Annotated in this window: 14 protein-coding genes; 10 read left to right on the top strand and 4 right to left on the bottom strand. The window is 42.5% G+C overall.

Annotation, left to right across the window (positions count from 1 at the left end):
- The first annotated feature begins 142 nt into the window (after positions 1–142).
- The gene (locus tag B5Y40_RS09940) at positions 143–1,990 is read left to right on the top strand and encodes a glycoside hydrolase family 13 protein (protein WP_079686519.1); all 1,848 of its coding nucleotides are present in this window, start codon (positions 143–145) and stop codon (positions 1,988–1,990) included.
- A 121-nt stretch (positions 1,991–2,111) separates the two neighbouring features.
- Here the strand turns inward: B5Y40_RS09940 and B5Y40_RS09935 are convergent, their stop codons facing one another.
- The 3 genes from B5Y40_RS09935 to B5Y40_RS09925 form a co-directional block, all read right to left on the bottom strand.
- Complete coding sequence (locus B5Y40_RS09935; RefSeq protein ID WP_143785681.1) at positions 2,112–2,330, bottom strand: hypothetical protein; 219 nt, start codon at positions 2,328–2,330, stop codon at positions 2,112–2,114.
- Between the two features lie 208 nt (positions 2,331–2,538).
- The gene (locus tag B5Y40_RS09930; RefSeq protein ID WP_079686517.1) at positions 2,539–2,766 is read right to left on the bottom strand and encodes a hypothetical protein; all 228 of its coding nucleotides are present in this window, start codon (positions 2,764–2,766) and stop codon (positions 2,539–2,541) included.
- Entirely contained in the window at positions 2,763–3,290 is a 528-nt protein-coding gene (locus B5Y40_RS09925; RefSeq protein ID WP_159453649.1) for a DUF6022 family protein, read from the bottom strand. The genes B5Y40_RS09930 and B5Y40_RS09925 overlap by 4 nt, the downstream gene beginning before the upstream one ends.
- A gap of 191 nt (positions 3,291–3,481) precedes the next feature.
- On the opposite strand from B5Y40_RS09925, the gene B5Y40_RS09920 reads away from it, so the two are divergent.
- The 9 genes from B5Y40_RS09920 (at position 3,482) to msrA (ending at position 16,884) form a co-directional block, all read left to right on the top strand.
- Positions 3,482–4,417 (top strand): helix-turn-helix transcriptional regulator, encoded by a 936-nt coding sequence (locus tag B5Y40_RS09920; protein ID WP_159453648.1) that lies wholly within the window; start codon positions 3,482–3,484, stop codon positions 4,415–4,417.
- A 93-nt stretch (positions 4,418–4,510) separates the two neighbouring features.
- Positions 4,511–5,347 (top strand): MBL fold metallo-hydrolase, encoded by an 837-nt coding sequence (locus B5Y40_RS09915; RefSeq protein WP_079686514.1) that lies wholly within the window; start codon positions 4,511–4,513, stop codon positions 5,345–5,347.
- Positions 5,348–5,941: 594 nt separating this feature from the next.
- Positions 5,942–8,302 (top strand): mechanosensitive ion channel domain-containing protein, encoded by a 2,361-nt coding sequence (locus tag B5Y40_RS09910; protein ID WP_159453647.1) that lies wholly within the window; start codon positions 5,942–5,944, stop codon positions 8,300–8,302.
- A 342-nt stretch (positions 8,303–8,644) separates the two neighbouring features.
- Positions 8,645–9,688 carry a LacI family DNA-binding transcriptional regulator gene (locus B5Y40_RS09905; protein WP_079686512.1) on the top strand — a complete coding sequence of 348 codons (1,044 nt, stop codon included), beginning with the start codon at positions 8,645–8,647 and terminating at the stop codon, positions 9,686–9,688.
- 184 nt (positions 9,689–9,872) lie between these two features.
- Entirely contained in the window at positions 9,873–12,281 is a 2,409-nt protein-coding gene (locus B5Y40_RS09900) for a glycoside hydrolase family 31 protein (protein WP_079686511.1), read from the top strand.
- Between the two features lie 101 nt (positions 12,282–12,382).
- On the top strand, positions 12,383–13,732 hold the full coding sequence (locus B5Y40_RS09895) for an MFS transporter (protein WP_079686510.1): 1,350 nt from the start codon (positions 12,383–12,385) through the stop codon (positions 13,730–13,732).
- Positions 13,729–14,922 (top strand): alpha/beta hydrolase-fold protein, encoded by a 1,194-nt coding sequence (locus tag B5Y40_RS09890; RefSeq protein ID WP_079686509.1) that lies wholly within the window; start codon positions 13,729–13,731, stop codon positions 14,920–14,922. Before B5Y40_RS09895 ends, B5Y40_RS09890 begins: the two co-directional genes overlap by 4 nt.
- Before the next feature lie 37 nt (positions 14,923–14,959).
- The gene (locus tag B5Y40_RS09885; protein WP_185145721.1) at positions 14,960–16,114 is read left to right on the top strand and encodes a hypothetical protein; all 1,155 of its coding nucleotides are present in this window, start codon (positions 14,960–14,962) and stop codon (positions 16,112–16,114) included.
- Positions 16,115–16,236: 122 nt separating this feature from the next.
- Complete coding sequence (msrA, locus tag B5Y40_RS09880; RefSeq protein ID WP_079686508.1) at positions 16,237–16,884, top strand: peptide-methionine (S)-S-oxide reductase MsrA; 648 nt, start codon at positions 16,237–16,239, stop codon at positions 16,882–16,884.
- A gap of 317 nt (positions 16,885–17,201) precedes the next feature.
- Here the strand turns inward: msrA and B5Y40_RS09875 are convergent, their stop codons facing one another.
- Positions 17,202–19,148, bottom strand: a complete 1,947-nt coding sequence (locus B5Y40_RS09875) for a GAF domain-containing protein (protein ID WP_079686507.1) — start codon at positions 19,146–19,148, stop codon at positions 17,202–17,204.
- Positions 19,149–19,153: the final 5 nt, after the last annotated feature.

Raw genomic sequence — 19,153 nt, 5'->3', positions numbered from 1 at the left:
GACAACAAAAATTAATCGGAATCGGTTTCGCAATCGTTTCCAAAAATTAAATCTTCAATAAATCTAGGGCTGAAACATCGGTTTTTGAATTTTTGTAAATCGACTTTTATCGCCTCAATCAGATTAAAAGACCCGCTTTTTAATGAAATCCATACACCTTTTATTCCTGGTATTGCTCTGCATTTACCCCCCCATACTTCGTGCACAGTCTATTGAAGTATACCCACCTCATTGGTGGACAGGCATGAAGAACAATACACTACAACTGCTTATTAAAGCAACGGATCCTCAGTTAGGCAAGAGCGATGTTTCGATTCAACATCAGGGCATTTCAATTTCCAACGTACACAGACTTGAAAATGGAAAGTACCTGGCGATCGACATTGCGATCAGTTCCGATGCTGTTCCGGGAAATGCGATCATTACTTTCAAATCCGGCAAGAAAACTCAAAAGGTAAACTGGCCACTGAAGTCACGAGATAAAGACAAGGTATTCGCGCAAGGTGTTACTTCTTCTGACTTTATATACCTGGCCATGCCCGATCGTTTTAGTAATGGCAATCCGTTAAACGATAAAGTAAAAGGTATGCGCGATCAATCCTTAAACCGTGATTCAATATTTCATCGTCATGGTGGCGACTTACAAGGTTTGATTAATCATCTTGATTACCTGCAAGACCTCGGTGTTACTACCCTGTGGCTTACACCGGTACTAGAGAATGATATGCCGGATCGTACAGAACATGGTTATGCTATAACCAATCACTATAAGGTTGATCCTCGTCACGGTGGAGCTGAACTATATAAAAAATTAAGTGATGAACTCCACAAACGAAATATGAAGCTGATACAAGACGCGGTATATAATCATGTAGGGCTATATCATTTTTTTGCACAGGACAAACCAACAAGCGATTGGCTTCATGAGTGGCCGAGCTATACCAACACCACCTATAAAGATCAGCCTCTGATGGATATTCATGCATCCAAAGATGATCAGAGGCGAATGAGTGACGGATGGTTCACGCGGTTCATGCCTGACCTGAATCAGCATAACCCATACGTTGCAAACTTCCTGATCCAGCACGCGCTCTGGAGTGTAGAAGAATTCTCTATAGATGGCTGGCGCATTGATACCTACATATATAATGATCTCGATTTTATGAATCATTGTAACCAGGCGTTACTGGATGAGTATCCAAACATCTCTTTATTCGGTGAAACGTGGGTGCATGGTGTTGCTGCACAAGCATACTTTGCCCGTAATACATTTAGTACTCCGTTCAAAAGTAATCTTCCGGGTGTAACGGACTTCCAGACGAATCTATATGGCATTATGAATGCTGTGAATGAGCCCTTTGGATGGACGAATGGCGTAAACAAATTATACCAGACGCTGGCAAGCGATTTTGTATACGAAGATGCCATGAGAAATGTAAACTTCCTCGACAATCATGATATGAGTAGATTTTACTCTGTAGTGAATGAAGATCTCAGCAAATATAAAATGGGATTGGCCTGGCTCCTCACCTGCCGTGGAATTCCGCAGATGTATTATGGGACGGAGGTGTTGATGAAAGGTATATCAAATCCGGATGGATGGGTACGACTTGACTTCCCGGGAGGATGGCCAGGTGATAAAGTGAACAAGTTTACCAAGGAAGGACGGACTGAAAAAGAAAACGAAGCGTTCGAGTGGACGAAGAAGCTTGCAAACTTCCGGAAGAACTCATCAGCTATCAAGACGGGTAAGATGATGCAATATGTTCCTGAAGATGGTGTATATGTATACTTCCGGTATGACGACAATCAAACGGTTATGTGTGTGATGAATACCCAGGAGAAACCCATGACCATCGATACCAAACGATTCGCAGAACGCATCAAAGATTTTAAGCAGGGACGAGAAGTAGCTACAGACATAATACACAACGTACAGGCTACACTCAGTATACCACAAAAATATATGCTGGTATTAGAATTAAAATAATCATCACCCTTGCCTAAAAAGTCCCTCTCCAAAGGAGAGGGACTTAGGGTGAGGCCAATAAAAAAGCTGTCTCATAGTTGAGACAGCCTTTCACTTCTAAATATAAACCCCTTAAAAACAATTACTTATTCATAGTATAATTTCTTGAAGCCTCCATTTCCGGGCGTGATATGATGATATACATCATTCCACCAACTCCGGTAACAACTATACTCATCAATCCAACAGCAAAGATTGCAGGATTGGCTTCCACAATGTCTTTCCAGTAATTATAGACAACAACAAAAGCCGAAGATGAAAGAACTACCAGCAAAAAGAAAATTACAAAAATAGGTTTCATGGGAATGAGTTTTAAATATATCATGGTATATGCAAACTTGTTGCCACTTTTAATTTTCCATGATTTCAAACGCTGGAGCGGGATTTAGTATATCCGAAGTCCCGAAGAAGGAAGGACTTTAAGGATGTAAATCCGATAGTGGAACTCGTAAATTTGCCGGTAACCCAGGATGTGTTCCTTCTAACCCAGGCATAGGGTGCGACAGTCATTAATCTTGCAAGACCTCACAATGGTACCCTACAGTTGTTACCAGGTAATGCACTGCATCACGTTCTACCGGTCCATATATATTTTCAACCCGTAGCACTCTATCGCAGTCTTGTAAGTCAAACGTTACTTTATAGGACGGATAAGCTTCCACGATTAACCTGGTGATCCGATCTGCTTCTGAAACTATATCTACACTGGTTTTAAATACTTCAATATCCGGAATCATGTCTTTTTATTATTCGTTTGAGATGCTAAATACTTCGCGATTTCAACTTTTGCTTCAACCGCTTCTTTGAAAGAAGGTGAAAGGCCGCTAAGCGCCCATACTATATCAGTCTTCTTTGACACAGACAACGTAATTATTGCTGGCCTTCTGGGTATACGAAAGGCTGTATGATCGTGAAATACTTTAACAACCACAGTCCCAATATCAATGCCCATGAAAGATCGTACCGTGCTCCACATCCACCGTTGCTGATCATTTTCTTCCTTGTCACTCCACTCTCGTGAAATCGAAAAATTACCGGGTAACTTGGGATGAACACGAAAGTCGCAGGCAGCGAATTGCTCATGGATTGCTTTGAATAACAGATCGAGGTATATACCATAAGCTTCATCACCAATGGTCTGAAACTTTTGCTCCAGCATTGCACGATGATCTTCCAGCAATGGCAACCATGAGTTTGCTATATATTCCTCTATATATGCACCCAGCGATTCAATGTTGCTTTCTTTTGATATTGTTGTCATGCGCTATGAATTGTTATTCATGCAAAGGTTGGACAAAACCATTTTTTCCGATCCATGCAAAACGGATTTTACTCCCTGCAAAACGGATAAATTACTTTTATGAGAGACCTTGCTGTAACTTGAAAATATTCGATAGTTTTAAGGAGCTTCTTCAGGCTTCCCTGTTATTTTTAAACATCAATCGAACTGCCATGGATGAAACAACGCCTGTTATAGATCAGTACATAAGTTTGTGTGGAAACAATGCCAGTAGCTCGGAGATTTTGATGAGCACATTCGATGGGATTAATGTTTTTTGGGGAACGTCTTATCAGGAGCGCGAAGCTATATATCGCGAGTCGAAACAAGTCCCCTATCTGCATATGTACTTTTCTCTGGAAGGCGCGAGCAGCAGTCATGAAGAGAATACCGGCAAGCAATATTTTTTAACTGACAACCAGCACACCATTTCATATGAACCATCTTTTGATGGATATTATGCGGTTAGTGGTCCGAAAGTAAGAAGCTTTGGAATTAATATACCGTCCTCTTTTTTTCAAAAACTTATACTCACCGACAGTGAAAGTTTAAAGCGTTTTTGGGATAAAGCCCTGGCCGGAAATTCTGTTGACCTGACAGCACATCCAATGCCCATTACTGCGCGCCAGAAAATGGTGATCCTTGATATGCAGCATTGCGCTTTTACGGGTGACATGAAAAAGCTTTTTTATGAATCCAAGATTCTCGAATTGTTTTTACTGCAGGCAGAGCAAGCGGAAAAATTAAATGGCAAAAGAGCATCGCCGCTTAAACCACAGGATATTGAAAAACTTCAGGCTGCCCGGCATTTTGTATACCAGCATATGCTCGAACCTATTTCACTATCGCAGATCTCGAAGGCAACCGGCCTGAATGAATTTAAATTGAAGCGAGGGTTTAAATCACTTTTCGGAACGACTGTGTTTGAATACCTGATCGATCTTAAAATGAACTACGCCCGGCAAATGCTCCTCAACACCTCGTGTACAATATTCGAAGTAGCCTATACGCTCGGCTACAGTGAACCCTATAATTTTTCGAAAGCGTTCAAAAAACATTTCGGCTATGTACCGAGCCAGTTAAAGGAATCATTTAACGTGATGCATTAATTCTTTTTAGTTACACCTTCTTACAGGCTATACGAATATTTGATTGAAAAAATGCAGTTTGCTATTAGCGAATAACGTGTACTTTCGCACACTATGTCTTTGTTCATCGCCTCATTAAACTCAGGAAGTAACGGTAATTGCTATTACATCGGCAATCACGATGAGGCTGTGTTGGTAGATGCCGGCATTTCCTGCCGTGAGACAGAGAAGCGCATGGATCGGCTTGGACTCAATATGCGAAAGGTAAAAGCGATCTTTGTATCGCATGAACATACTGATCACATTTCGGGAATAAACACGCTCTCTAAGAAACATCAGCTCCCGGTATATATAACCAGTGCCACGCTGCAAAACGGTGGTTTGAAAATTAACGAACAGCTGGTAAATTCATTCACTGCCTATGAGCCGATAAAAATTGGCAACCTCACCATAACCGCATTCCCGAAGTTTCATGATGCCTGCGATCCGCATAGCTTTATCGTTGCGGGCAACTCGGTTAAGATTGGTGTGTTTACAGATATAGGTATAGCCTGTGAACATGTAACGAGCCACTTCAACCAATGCAACGCTGCATTCCTGGAAGCTAACTATGATGAAGAGTTACTAAACACCGGGAGGTATCCATACCATTTGAAGAATCGCATCCGCGGAGGCAGAGGACATTTATCAAATAAACAGGCGCTGCAGATTTTTCTCAAACATAAACCGGCCTTCATGAGCCACTTGCTGTTGTCTCATCTCTCGCACGATAACAATCGCCCTGAGCTAGTTCAGGATTTATTCTCAAAGAAAGCAGGCAAAACGGAAATCATCATCGCTTCACGTTACGAAGAGACAAGAGTATATCACGTTCGGAATCTTAGCAGACTTGGGTATTCCATAAAATCATCAGCGAGGACAAGTTCGCAGTTTCAGCTGTCTCTGTTCTAAAGCATATATACTTTAGAATTTACGGTGCTAGATTCGGCAATATAATTTTTACAAGCAGCCTCGAGGTAAAATAGGTTTACGTGAAGGATGGCAGTGGAAAGCCCGGAGCTGCGGTGGATTGTGGCAAGGCGAGGACTTGTAGCGGACAGCCTGACCCTGCGGGTTGGCCCTTGTGCGGGTGAAGAAGGGACACGCTCATTGCTATATTTGCATGTTACCTTACATGTGTCTGTGAGACTCCTATAGCCAGCAAATGATAATCTTTAAGCAGTAGTTTATTTTCATTCGGAAATAAAAGCTATTGGCGTAGTGTTTGATTTATAATTTTCTCTGCCTTTTAACTGAAAAATTTACGCATTCAATGGTACCAAAAGAATGGAAGTATCTTCTGTGCTACAGGGTATAAAAGACTGTATTTCATTCAAGTATAGCGCATGAAAAGCGTCTGAGAAGTATCGATGTTGCCTATATGATGAGAGCGCAATACCGGAGATATAGCGAGCTTGATTCAATTTCTGTTTTGCAGTAACGCCTCTTTTGTATTTTGCGCCATACTTAACTGCTGGCGGCCTTCTGGCTGCTATGAAAATTGGCATGAACAGGCTAAAACATTACACTCTCGTAACCATTGCTCTGGTAGTCGTTTCTGTGTTTACAACTTCGTTGACTTTTGCACAACGTAGCAAATGGCGGAAAGACCGGAACCAATCGCTCACTTTATTTTCAGACTCCGCTACAGCAACGGCTGCCGAGTATATGCTGCATCTGGAGATGGCGTATCAGAAAATTGATTCGGTACAAAATGTAAGCAAGCTTAGTCCGGAAATTATGCTGATTGGACTGCGACTAACAGAGAGTGATTCAATCATTCATTTTGTAGATCAAAGTTTGATCAAATATGAACAGACCTTGAACCTTCGAAACCTGGAGATCTTAAAAATTCTATTGGAGAACGCACAACAGGACTTGCATAAGTATAATGAAAGCTTCAAGGCTTCGGATGCACGCTTGAGTAAGTTACGCTTGGAGATTACAGGACTGCGCAAAGATTCTGTACTGCGAAAACTTTTCAGAGATAGTGTATCGCGGAAGAAATTTATACCTCAACTAAAAGGTCTTCGTAGCCGGAGAAGATATACCGATAGTCTTTTGACAAACAGCCTTACCACCCTTCATAAATTTAAAACGCAAGCGTCAGCGGGTTCAATCTTGTCGGCTCAGCTGATGAATCAATTGAATACGCGGTTGAGCATGGCAGGCAAAAAAGTTTTTGAGAAGGAATTGAATTACCTGTGGGAAAAACCAGTGCCTTCAACTTCACGTGAAAGTCTCGCGGCTGTATTTAAAGAAGAACAGAAGGCCTTAACGTTTTACTATAGCAACTCTTCCGAAAATCGTTTTGTCCGTTGGCTTGTAGGCATAGCTTTTCTGTGGTGGGTAATGCGAAACCTGCGCATATTAAAACGAAAAGATAAATTAGATTCCGTGAAACCCTATGGTATAACATACCTGGTAGAGCACCCTATACTTTCGGCATTGGCGGTTGTATTCAGCATGGCACCTTTATTTGACTTACATGCTCCGGCTGCCTATACACAATTTGTACAATTCCTGCTGATCATTACGTTAACATCTTTATACCGTAAGCAGTGGTCGCGCAGACTGTTTTATTACTGGCTTGGTATAGCAGCGCTGTTTATAGTCTTTAGCTTTACCAACCATATATTAATTCCCTCGCTGCTTCAACGTCTCTTCATTATTATACTGAATGTAGTAGCAGTAGCCCTGGCGTTGCTTTTCAGGAAAGCGCTTCCTCGCGATCATCAGCTAGCACGTTTTATTCGGGTGGTATTGATCTTGCTGATCGTAATGAATGTGCTCGCAATCTTCGCCAACATCAGTGGCCGGTTGACGCTTGCCAATATGCTGAGCATGACTTCTGTATTTGGACTTACGCAGGTTATAGGACTATCAGCGATGGTTAAAATTCTGGTGGAAGCAGTATTGTTGCAGATCCACACAAGTCGCTTGCAGCAATCGCTTGTCAATGTGTTTGACCCCGCTCCTATTGTGCAGAATTTCCGCAGACCATTGCTGGGGATTGTATTACTGATCTGGATCGTTGTGTTTTCAGCGAACCTGAATATATATGATACCTTATTCAAAGGCGTGAGTGATATCCTTAACGCGCAACAACATATAGGCAATACTTCGTTTACGGTGGGCAGCATTTTACTCTTCTTCCTAATTATATGGGTAGCACATTTCCTGCAACGATATATAGGATACTTTCTGGGAGATATAGGTGACGATGAAGGTGAAGGGCTTGCACATCGCTCGCGATTACTGATGACCAAACTGGTATTGCTTGGCGCAGGATACTTGCTAGCCGTGTCTGCATCCGGACTACCTGTTGATAAAATTACAATTGTACTTGGAGCGCTTGGTGTTGGTATAGGTTTAGGATTGCAGAACATTGTTAACAATTTCGTGTCAGGTATAATTCTGATTTTCGACCGTCCTTTAAAAGTTGGTGACTCGGTTGAAGTTGGCAGCCATGCAGGACGTGTAAAAGAAATCGGACTCCGTTCGAGTACATTGGTGACTACGGATGGTGCCGATGTAATCATTCCCAATGGTGATGTTCTTTCGCAGCACATCGTCAACTGGACACTGGGCAATACCTATAAACGTCTGGATTTTAACATTACGATTACACTTCCGGAAAAGAATGAGGATGATGTCATCCAGCAGATTAAGGAAGTGATCAAGAACACAGATTGTGTTTTGAAAAAACGCGAACCTGCTGTGTTAGTTGAAAGTGTTAAAGACAATGATTTTCTCTTAAAGGTATTCTTCTGGTGCGAGGATGTATATAAAGAAGAGCAAACTAAAAGTGAGGTACGTTACCAGATCTACAGATCGCTTAAAGACCAGGGAATTAACAGCAAGTAAACTCATTTAACAGTGTATACCACAGAAAGTATATCCTTCGCAGATAAAACCTGCGGGGGAATTCTATTTCTATATATTTTTCCGACTCGTTGCTTGCCTGGTATTCGTTGTCACTCTTAAAATATAAGCCTGTTGGCAAAAGTTTATTAATTTCATCTTTTGATATACCGAATGCCTATTTGATTCCACTGTGGATACCACAAAAAGGGTTCGAAAATTCAAAATGTTAGGCAAAAACACCTGAAATCGGATTCGTAATCGTGGTCGCACTCGTTTGCGAAGTTGCGAAAAAAGTTGTGCAAACGTTGCGAAGATTAAACCGATAGTTTGTAAACTTGCATTATGAAGTATAATCAGGTCACCATTAAGGATATTGCCCGCGAGCTGGGCATCTCCCCCTCTACCGTTTCCCGGGCATTGAAAGATCACCCAGATATCAGTCCCGAAACGAAGAAAGCTGTTAACGAACTGGCTGAAAAACTAAACTACACTCCGAACATTGTGGCACTTAGTTTACGGCAGAGTAAAACAAACACACTTGGTGTCATCATCCCTGAAATTGTACACTTCTTCTTCTCTACTGTTATCAGCGGTATAGAAGATGTAGCGTATAGTGCAGGGTACAACGTAATCATTACACAATCAAACGAGTCTTTGCTACGCGAGAAGACTGACATCAAAGCACTGTTTAATAGCCGTGTGGATGGTATGCTTATATCGCTGTCACGTGAGACAAGTACATTTGAGCACATCGATGCTACATTAGCCAAAGGTGTACCAATGGTATTTTTCGATCGCGTTTATGACACGCCTACTTCCAGCAAAGTAGTGGTGGATGACCTGAGTGGCGCGAAAGAAGCTACACTTCATTTGATAGAGCAAGGATGTACCCGAATAGCTCATTTGGAAGGGCCTCCTAATCTGGGTATCACCAAGCAACGTCTTGAAGGATATATAGAAGCTTTGAACGAAAGTAATATACCTGTTAATAAAGATATCATTATGTCTTGCCCGCTGGGTACGATCGAAGAAGGTAAGTCTGCAACGGAGGCCCTACTGAAAATGGACAATCGTCCCGATGCGATCTTCGCTACGAATGACCCTGCCGCGATGGGTGCTATGCAAGCGATCAAAGAAGCTGGCTTAAAAATTCCTCAAGATATAGCTGTGGTCGGTTTCAGTAACTGGTTTTTCGGTGCACTGTTAGAGCCACCGTTGACTTCTGTTGATCAACCTGGATTTGAAATGGGACAAGAAGCCGCTAAACTTCTTATCCGTCAGATTGAAGTAAAATCAAAAGACAATTCTGAACCTGTTCCTGAAACGAAGTTGTTGAAGACACGCCTTATTATCCGTGACTCATCGTTGAAAAAAGGTAAGAAGTAATCTTTCCATTTCATAAGAAAGTCTTGAGTGAAGGGTCGTCCTTTGCTCAAGACTTTTCTATTTCAATCCGTTGTTTAAATTCTAACCAGTTGCCGCAATCGATTTCTGTTTTTAGTATCCTGATTTCTTAGGTTAAGTGTTCTTAATTAATTTTAATTGAAGTGATTATTAAGGTTTATACAACATGCCACGAAAAATTAACACACCTCTCAGTAAAAGTTTAGGAACACTCATCCGTTGGGAAAAAGATAACAACGCAATTTTGGGACAAACCACCTATGGGAAGTTTCGCGTTGAGTTTTATACCGAAGGAATCGTACGCATCAGTACAACGCAAGCTGAGGCGTTCGAAGATTTTTCATACGCAGTAATAGCAACTCCCGCTTTTCAGCCTACCATCGATGAATTGGAAGATGTACTTGAAATCAAAACGAGTAAAGTATTACTTCGTATCACCAAGAAGGCGGTGCGCTTTGGTTTTTATACCTTGGACAATCAACCTATCAATGAAGATGACTCTGCATTTGGTACAAGCTGGAATGGCGAGCAGGTAACAACCTATAAGAAATTACAAACAGGCGAGCGCTTTATAGGTCTTGGAGAAAAAACAGGACCGCTCGACCGCAAGGGAAATGGTTATCAGAACTGGAACACCGATAGCTTTGCCTATAGCCCGGGCTCCGATCCACTATATTGTTCTATACCATTCTATATAGGGGTACACAACGGACTGGCTTACGGTATTTTTTTCGACAACTCGCATAAGTCATTCTTTAACTTCGGAGCTTCCAACAATCGCTTTGCAAGCTTCTCTGCAGATGCCGGTGAAATGAACTATTACTTCATGCATGGAAGCACTGTGGGCGAAATTATTCAGCAGTATACGCACCTTACGGGAAGAATGGAGATGCCTCCGCTGTGGAGTATAGGGTATCAGCAATGCCGCTATAGTTATTATCCGGATAAAGAAGTCTTAAACCTCGCGCGTACCTTCCGTGAAAAAGATATACCTGCAGATACCATTGTGTTTGATATACACTATATGGATCAGTATAAAATATTCACCTGGAGCAAACGCGATTTCTCTGATCCAAAAGAATTACTGGCGCAACTTCAGCAAATGGGATTTCATGTTGTAGTAATGTGCGACCCGGGAATTAAGGTTGAAGAAGGATATGATACCTATGAAAAAGGTATGCGCGAAGATGTATTCATCAAATACCAGGATGGTACTAACTATACCGGACAAGTGTGGCCAGGCTGGTGTCACTTCCCTGACTTCACAAATCCTAAAACGAGGCTCTGGTGGCAGAAGCAGTTCAATGACTATGTAAGTATTGGCGTTGAGGGTTTTTGGAATGACATGAATGAGATTGCTACCTGGGGACAAATGATTCCGGAAAATATAGAGCTCGACTTCGAAGGTAATAAAGCATCGATGCGTACAGGCCGGAATATATATGGAATGCAAATGGCGCGCAGCACGTATGAAGCTGCGAAAGCTTTGTTAAAAGGTAAACGTCCTTTCAACTTAACACGCTCAGGCTATGCTGGCGTTCAACGATATTCTGCTGTCTGGACAGGTGATAACGTTGCCTATGATGAACACATGCTGCTGGGAGTTCGCCTTGTGAACAGCATGGGACTAAGTGGTATAGCGTTCGCAGGCTATGATGTTGGCGGATTTGTTGGCGATGCGAATTCAAAACTTTTTGCCCGCTGGATTTCTATAGGAGCCCTGTCTCCTTTCTTCCGCGGACACTCGATGATCAACAGTCGCGATTCTGAACCGTGGGCCTATGGAGAAGAAGTGGAGCAGATCTCGCGCAACTATATAAAATTCCGCTATCAGCTCTTGCCCTATCTATACTCGTTATTTTATGATGCAAGTGTTACAGGTATGCCGGTGCAACGTTCACTGGCCATTGACTATACACATGACTGGAAAATCTATGATGGACAATTCCATAATCAATATCTGTTAGGGCCCTCCATTTTAGTAGCACCGGCAGAAAGCACCAAAGATTTTGTAAAGGTATATTTACCTGAAGGTGAATGGTATTCACTTTATAACGGACAAAAATATAGCGGGCATACTGAAAATGTTGTTGAGTGCCCGGTACAGCGCCTTCCCGTGTTTGTTAAAAGCGGTGCGCTCATTCCGATGAAGCCTGTTCTGGCCAGTACCAAAGAAGGCAACGATCAACTCATCCTCCATATATATACTGGCAAGCAGAGTTCATCATTCCTGTTTTATGAAGATGATGGCGGTACGTTCCGCTATCAACAGGGTGAATATGCAAAACGTCAACTGGAGTATATCGCCCACGAGCGAATGCTCATCCTGGGTGCCACCGAAGGAAGCTATATATCTCCGCTTCGTAAATTAAAAGTTGTTCTGCACGGACTTGAAGGAAGTCCTGCACAGGTTGATGTCAACGGAAGTCCACTTGCGCTCATCAACGATATCAATCAGTTTTTTATGGGATTGGAGAAGTTTGATCCATTCTTCGATCCGGAACCGGCTCCCCAGGAAAACGTGCACAGCTTCGAAACAGAATATCTTCCGGGCCAAATCACGATCCGTTGGTAATCCTGGAATGATCCCTCCTGCTAAGGTTAATAAAATTGGCAAATGCGTCAGATTTTATTGACTTTAGCAGACCAACAATCGATTGAATCTAATCTACTTCCATGAGTACTCCTGCTTCTCTGCACAGACCACGTTTGTCGTTTTGGCAAATCTGGAATATGAGTTTTGGCTTTTTCGGAATACAATTCGGCTTTGCACTTCAAAATGGTAATGCCTCCCGTATCCTTGGAATTTTCGGAGCTGATGTTGAACATCTTTCCTGGTTCTGGTTAGCCGCACCGTTAACCGGAATGATCATACAGCCTATCATCGGTTATTATAGTGATCGCACCTGGACTTCACTCGGCCGCAGAAGGCCTTACTTTCTGGCAGGCGCTATATTTGCATCTATAGCATTGATGTTCATGCCGAACGCAGATATACTCGTGCACCTGTTGTCTCCGCTATATGTGGGTGCCGGTATTCTCATGATCATGGATGCTTCATTCAATGTAGCAATGGAACCGTTCCGTGCGCTGGTTGCTGATCTGCTTCCTTCGGATCAACGGACACTCGGTTTTTCTATACAGACTTTTTTGATCGGGCTCGGTGCTGTGCTCGGCTCATGGCTTCCCTATATTTTTGCTGAGTTTTTTGGTGTTGAGAAAATGGCGGCATCCGGTGAAGTTCCATACAACGTTACGCTCTCATTTTATATTGGAGCGGTAACCTTTCTCATCGCTATACTATGGACCGTGATTACGACAAAAGAGTTTCCTCCCGATGAATATCTAAAAGAAGAACACCTCAAAGGATCTTCTAAAAAAGGATTGAGTCAAATTATATCCGATTTTGCAGGCATGCCCAAGACCATGAAGCAACTCGGGCTCGTTCAATTCTTCTCCTGGTTTGCTTTGTTCTCCATGTGGGTCTTTAGTACGTCCGCTATCGCAACACATGTATATGGATTACCCTTGCAAGATAATTCCTCCGAAACGTATCAGGATGCAGGCAACTGGGTTAGTGGGTTATTCGGGATATATAACGGTGTATCGGCTATATATGCGCTGTTCCTTCCGGCTATAGCTTACAAATTTGGAAGGAAACTAACGCACGCATTCTCGCTCACTGCCGGAGGGCTGGGACTGATCTCCATTTACTTTATTCACGATCCGGATCTGCTTATCTTTTCTATGATTGGTGTAGGCTTTGCCTGGGCAAGTATACTCGCCATGCCATATGCAATTCTGGCGGGATCTATCCCACCCTATAAAATGGGTATATATATGGGTGTATTCAATTTCTTTATTACGCTTCCCCAGATTGTGAACGGTATCATTGGCGGTCCGATTGTTAAATATATTTATGGATCTCATGCCATCTATAGTATCGTTATGGCGGGTATATTTCTCTTGATCGCTGCATTCTGCGTACGGTTTGTTGAAGATAAAGATGACCTGGTACGCGCATGACCAGGTATATTCTTTCCGGATTCCTGATCTTCCTGTCGGGCTATTGCCTGGGGCAGGACTATACGCTTTTCACAAAAACCATTCTTTCATTTTATACTTCTCCCGCGGAAGCGGAAAAACAATGGACTGCGCTGGCAGAAGCTCAGCAGATTCCTTTTACTACAGGAGACTCGGTGGCATTTCTCTATCGAGGAGAAGCCAACACCGTGGCGTGGATGGGCGACTTCAATGGCTGGGGATATGATAAGAAATTTAAAAATAAAGGATCGCGAATACCGGGTACAACGCTGTGGCTACTGAAAACATCTTTCCCTGCAGATGCAAGGCTTGATTATAAAATTGTGGTGAACGAAACAAACTGGCTGCTCGATCCTGTCAATCCGCATCAACAATGGTCGGGCGTGGGAGGCGGAAGCCCTAACTCCGAACTTCGCATGCCTCAGTGGAAGCCCGAGACTATTACGCAATTCTCCGAGGGAATACCACATGGAAAGCTCACCAAAGATATACTCATCAACAGCGAGCAACTTGGCTATCAGGCAACCTATAGCATTTATACTCCTCCCGGATATACTGCAGCGAACATGGTGTATCCGGTACTCTATGTTACCGATGGATACGAGTATATACATGAACAGATGGGCAACATGCCGGCTATACTGGATAACCTGATTCATGCCCGGAAAATAAAACCGGTCATTGTAGTATTCATCGATCATCGTGAACCCGTTAATCGTTCGAACAACCGGAGAATGCAGGAGCTTGCCATGAATGAACGTTATCGTTCTTTTGTCACAACTGAGTTGATTCCGAAAGTCGAGAAGCTATATCCTATCTCGAAAGACCCCAAGGAGCGCGCGATCATGGGCACTTCTATGGGAGGATTAACTGCCGCATACTTTGCCTTTTCCAAGCCGGAGCTATTCGGGATGGCAGGAATTCAATCTCCGGCATTTTGGTTTAAACCCGAGATCTATACATTGTGCGATAATCCTGCGAGCCCTCTTGTAAAGATCTTCCTTACAACCGGCACCATTAATGATACGCAGGAAGGTGCTGAGAAAATGAAAACCATCCTCAACAGAAACACGTGTCAATACCAGTTTAAAGAAGTTCACCAGGGTCACTCCTGGGGAAACTGGCGCGATCTGACAGATGATATTCTCATTTATTTTTTCCCTGCTAACTGATTAAATTTACAGGCAACATTACTCTACCGGTTAACATATGAAATCAGGACGTCTACTCATCTCTCTTTCACTCATCATCGCTGCCATTCTTCATCTTACCGGCTGTAGCTCCGGTAAAAAAGCATATGAACGTGGTGATTATTATGAAGCGGTTATGCGCTCTGTCAGCAGGCTGCGTCAGAATCCGGATCACTCCAAATCGCTGGAGACGCTTAAGAATGCCTATCCGCTGGCCGTAGAGTTCTTTGAGACGCAAGCGAAGAATGATATAGCATCCAACACGAATTTCAAATGGAAGAATGCAATTCAATCATACAACTCAATCAACCAAATGTATGAGGCAATCCGCCAGTGCCCGGGATGTATGAAGGTTGTTAAAAGTCCGGTTAACTATTATACCGAGATCGGTCCGCTGAAAGAGAAGGCTGCTGATGAAAGTTATAATGCTGGTATAGAAGCGTTGATGAAAGGTAATCGCAACGATGCCAAGCGCGCTTACTTTAATTTCGCGGATGCGCAGAACTACGTTCCCGGATTTAAAGATGTGATTGAATATCTTGACAAAGCAAAAGATGAAGCAACGCTAAAAGTTGTCGTAGAACAAATACCTGTACCCGCCCGGTATAATTTGAGTGGTGGATTCTTCCAGGATAAAATCGAAGAGTTTCTGCACAACAACTATACCGAGCAGACCTTCATAAAATTCTATACACCGGAGGAAGCCAAGTCGGTAAGCCTTCCGTATGCCGATCACATTATGCGCATTCAGTTTGATGACTTCACAGTGGGTAATTCTGTATTGAAAGAAAAGGAAGAAGTTGTTACCAGAGATAGTGTTAAAGTAGGTGAAGCAAAAGTTAACGGAAAGAATATACCGGTTTATAATACTGTGAAAGCAAAGTTTACAACCTATAGGAAAGAAGTTATGTCTGCGGGTCTGCTCAGCATGGTGATCGTTGATGGCAAAACAAATGGTGTATTAACACATCGTAAATTCAATGGTGAGTATGTATGGGTAAGTCAGTGGGCACGCTTTAATGGTGATGATCGCGCATTAAGCGATCAGCAACTATCGCTGTGTAAGCTTCGTGAGCAGCAGCCACCAGTCCCGCAGGATCTGTTCCTGGAATTTACAAAGCCAATCTATAATCAACTGATACCATCGATCCGTTCGTTTTATCAGAATTACTAGTGCTATTTGTATAGCTTTAATTACTATCAAGTATAACTGTTCGCTGGCTGACAAATGGTAACATCTGTTTAAACCATTTTGCACGTAAATAGGTTAAGTACATATATAAACCCATTACGCAAATGAAGTTTAGTATCAGTATGCTGGCATTCGTTCTTTTGATTGCCGGCAGTTCATGCGGACAAAAAAGTAAACAAGCAACAACAACTATGGCAAATGAACCAGTGAGAGAAGGTCTTGCAACGGCAACCTTTGGCTCCGGATGCTTTTGGTGCACCGAAGCTGTTTTTCAAAATGTAGAAGGAGTAGAAAAAGTTGAATCCGGGTATTCGGGAGGGGCGGTAAAAAACCCTACCTATAAAGAAGTATGCAGTGGCCTTACGGGACATGCTGAGGTTATCCAGGTACATTATGACTCTACAAAAGTTTCGTATGATGAATTGCTGGAGATATTCTGGAAAACACACGACCCCACAACACTGAATCGCCAAGGTGCAGATGAAGGTACCCAATACCGATCAGTGGTTTTTTATCACAATGAAGAGCAGAAAAAACTGGCCGAAAAGTATAAACAAGAACTGGATAAATCAGGTGCTTACAGTAATCCGATTGTTACCGAGATAAGTCCGTATACTGTATTCTACAAAGCGGAAGATTATCATCAGAACTACTATAGCTTAAATGGTAATGCACCATACTGTTCTTTCGTGATTCAACCGAAGCTTGAGAAGTTCCGGAAAGTGTTTAAACACAAGCTGAAAAAATCTTAAGAAAATATTTCATCTCCTGAAACCTCACCGCGGATGCTACGTTAGATTACAGTGAGTAGAGTAATTCTTCTCATAGGTTTAGGTTTAGGTAAAACAAAAAAGCCCAGAGACGCTGGGCTTTTTTGCTTTTGTATACTATACATACTTCTTTAGTATATCTATACTTTATTTCATCAAACACCTACTTCTCCAAATACTATTTCAACTCATCGAACGTTTTATAGTACTATATTTTATGGCAGTGCAACAACACACATGTTACTGCAATAAAAAAGGGAGCTACTTGCTCCCTTTTTTATTATCTATAGTATACCAGCTTACTTTAGTTCGTAAGCAATCTCCATAATCTTCACTACTTCACCTGAACGACTCTTGATTGGTGAAAAGCTTGAGCGAATGGTGATAATCTCTCCTTTTCTATTGATACGCTTGTGCGTTCCTTTTTTAGGATACCCCGCGCTTAAGTCTCTCCAGAACTGGCGATATTCATCACTGTTCTTCTCTTCTTTTGTCGTAAGGATTCTGTGGTGTTCACCCAGGATTTCATCCTGAGTATACCCGAAGATCTCCAGGAAGTTGCTGTTTATCTTCATGATAGAACCATCCGTGTTATACTCGGCCACAGCGAGAGAGCCGTGAATCGCATTCAGGGTACTTTCGGTTTCCGCCTGACTACGCTGCATTTCTTCCTGTGTAGCCTGGAGCTCTTCCATATTCTGACGCATCTCCTCTTCCTGTGCTCGCATCTGTTCGGTCATCTCCTGAGATTCTTCGAGCAGGCGTTGCGTACGTGCGTTGACCTTTACAGAAGATATAGTAGATGCTATACTCTCTGCTATCTTTTGTACAAACTCAATTTCAAAGTCCTGGAATTCAATGAAGGATGCAATTTCTACCACACCAAAAATCTGATCGTTCACCTTCAACGGCACAATCAATACACTGGTGGGGTTTGCATCTCCTAATCCGGATACTATACGAACATAGTTCTGAGGAACTTCCGTCAGGTAAACTGTATCGCCTTCCTGCCAGGCTTGACCTGCAAGGCCTTCACCTTTATAGATCTTATGATTCAAGAATTTCTTTTTATCCCAGGCATAACACGCCTTCATAGACATGGTCTGTTCTTCATCAGCACTCGCATCGTCCACGATATATAGAGCGCCCTGGTTTGCTTTTAAATATTTTACCAGGCTTCCTATAATTTCATCTGAAAGCTTTGCAAGGTCATTGTTATTGGTACGAAGAAGTTCACCAAATCTGGCAAGACCTTCCGTAGCCCAGTTACGTTTCTTGTCATCTTCCGAAACTTTGGAAAGGTTGTTACGCATGTTGATCAACGAGTTGCCCAACACATCGTGTTCACTCAGAGGTTTAAACTCCATTTGGTAATTTCCGCCTCCGATATTTTCAGCAAACAAACTGGTAGACTTCAAGCCCGTTACAAGATTGTCCATGGCGGTTGCCATCTCTCCAATCTCATCGTTGCTAAATTGAGTTCCCTTCTCTTCTATCAACTCACCTTTACCAAGTTTTATAACGACATTCTTGAGGAAGTTAACAGGACGTGTAATGCTTCTCCGCAAGAACAACGCACTGAGTAATCCGATAAGAATAATACTTGAGCCCAGTACCAATGTATAGGTCTGAAGACTTTTGATGGAGTCCTTAATCTCAACATCTGATCGCTCCGTTACATCATCCTGCTTTCTGGCAATACGATTCAGGCGGTTGATCAGATCTGTAGTACGCGGTATAACCTGGCTCTCTACAGCATCTTCCGCCAGCAACTTGGTGAGTGGATCTTCATAGTTTTCGAATGACTGAAGGTTTGCCATTACTGACTTCTTCTGTACTTCGTTGATCAGGGTATCAAACTTCAGGAATACAGTATCCATCCAGGCGCGTTGACTGTCACTCTCCCAAGTGGGCATGAGCTTGGTAATCCGATCGCGCAAAGCAGGATAATCATAATCCTGAAGCTGACGCAATGCATTCTTGTCTTCCTGGTTGGTTTGGAGATATACCCAGTTTGTAACCAGCATTTTGGAGCGGGTTACAAGCAACACAAACTCTTTAATAGCATCTTGTGAAGGACGATAAATCAAGCTTGAGCTGTTAACGACATTGTTAATCTCGTTTCCTTTCCAAAAAATTATAGCACCGTTCACAACAAACAGAACTATCAGAATGAGAAAACCACCGAGTATTTTATTCCCGATGGTTAGTCGAAAGCGAAATTTACTTTTTTCTTTTTCTTCCATAGGTA

The organism is Ohtaekwangia koreensis (genome assembly GCF_900167975.1).
GTDB lineage: Bacteria > Bacteroidota > Bacteroidia > Cytophagales > Cyclobacteriaceae > Ohtaekwangia > Ohtaekwangia koreensis.
Note: the sequence above shows the minus strand (reverse complement) of the source record. Positions and strands in the feature narration are given on the sequence as shown.

What these genes read in the sequence shown, in the direction of transcription:
- B5Y40_RS09920 (WP_159453648.1), top strand. Translation starts at nt 3,482, where the DNA reads ATGGATGAAACAACGCCTGTTATAGATCAGTACATAAGTTTGTGTGGA.
- B5Y40_RS09895 (WP_079686510.1), top strand. Translation starts at nt 12,383, where the DNA reads ATGAGTACTCCTGCTTCTCTGCACAGACCACGTTTGTCGTTTTGGCAA.
- B5Y40_RS09875 (WP_079686507.1), bottom strand. Translation starts at nt 19,148, where the DNA reads ATGGAAGAAAAAGAAAAAAGTAAATTTCGCTTTCGACTAACCATCGGG.
- B5Y40_RS09930 (WP_079686517.1), bottom strand. Translation starts at nt 2,766, where the DNA reads ATGATTCCGGATATTGAAGTATTTAAAACCAGTGTAGATATAGTTTCA.
- B5Y40_RS09885 (WP_185145721.1), top strand. Translation starts at nt 14,960, where the DNA reads ATGAAATCAGGACGTCTACTCATCTCTCTTTCACTCATCATCGCTGCC.
- msrA (WP_079686508.1), top strand. Translation starts at nt 16,237, where the DNA reads ATGAAGTTTAGTATCAGTATGCTGGCATTCGTTCTTTTGATTGCCGGC.
- B5Y40_RS09905 (WP_079686512.1), top strand. Translation starts at nt 8,645, where the DNA reads ATGAAGTATAATCAGGTCACCATTAAGGATATTGCCCGCGAGCTGGGC.
- B5Y40_RS09940 (WP_079686519.1), top strand. Translation starts at nt 143, where the DNA reads ATGAAATCCATACACCTTTTATTCCTGGTATTGCTCTGCATTTACCCC.
- B5Y40_RS09925 (WP_159453649.1), bottom strand. Translation starts at nt 3,290, where the DNA reads ATGACAACAATATCAAAAGAAAGCAACATTGAATCGCTGGGTGCATAT.
- B5Y40_RS09890 (WP_079686509.1), top strand. Translation starts at nt 13,729, where the DNA reads ATGACCAGGTATATTCTTTCCGGATTCCTGATCTTCCTGTCGGGCTAT.
- B5Y40_RS09915 (WP_079686514.1), top strand. Translation starts at nt 4,511, where the DNA reads ATGTCTTTGTTCATCGCCTCATTAAACTCAGGAAGTAACGGTAATTGC.
- B5Y40_RS09910 (WP_159453647.1), top strand. Translation starts at nt 5,942, where the DNA reads ATGAACAGGCTAAAACATTACACTCTCGTAACCATTGCTCTGGTAGTC.
- B5Y40_RS09935 (WP_143785681.1), bottom strand. Translation starts at nt 2,330, where the DNA reads ATGAAACCTATTTTTGTAATTTTCTTTTTGCTGGTAGTTCTTTCATCT.
- B5Y40_RS09900 (WP_079686511.1), top strand. Translation starts at nt 9,873, where the DNA reads ATGCCACGAAAAATTAACACACCTCTCAGTAAAAGTTTAGGAACACTC.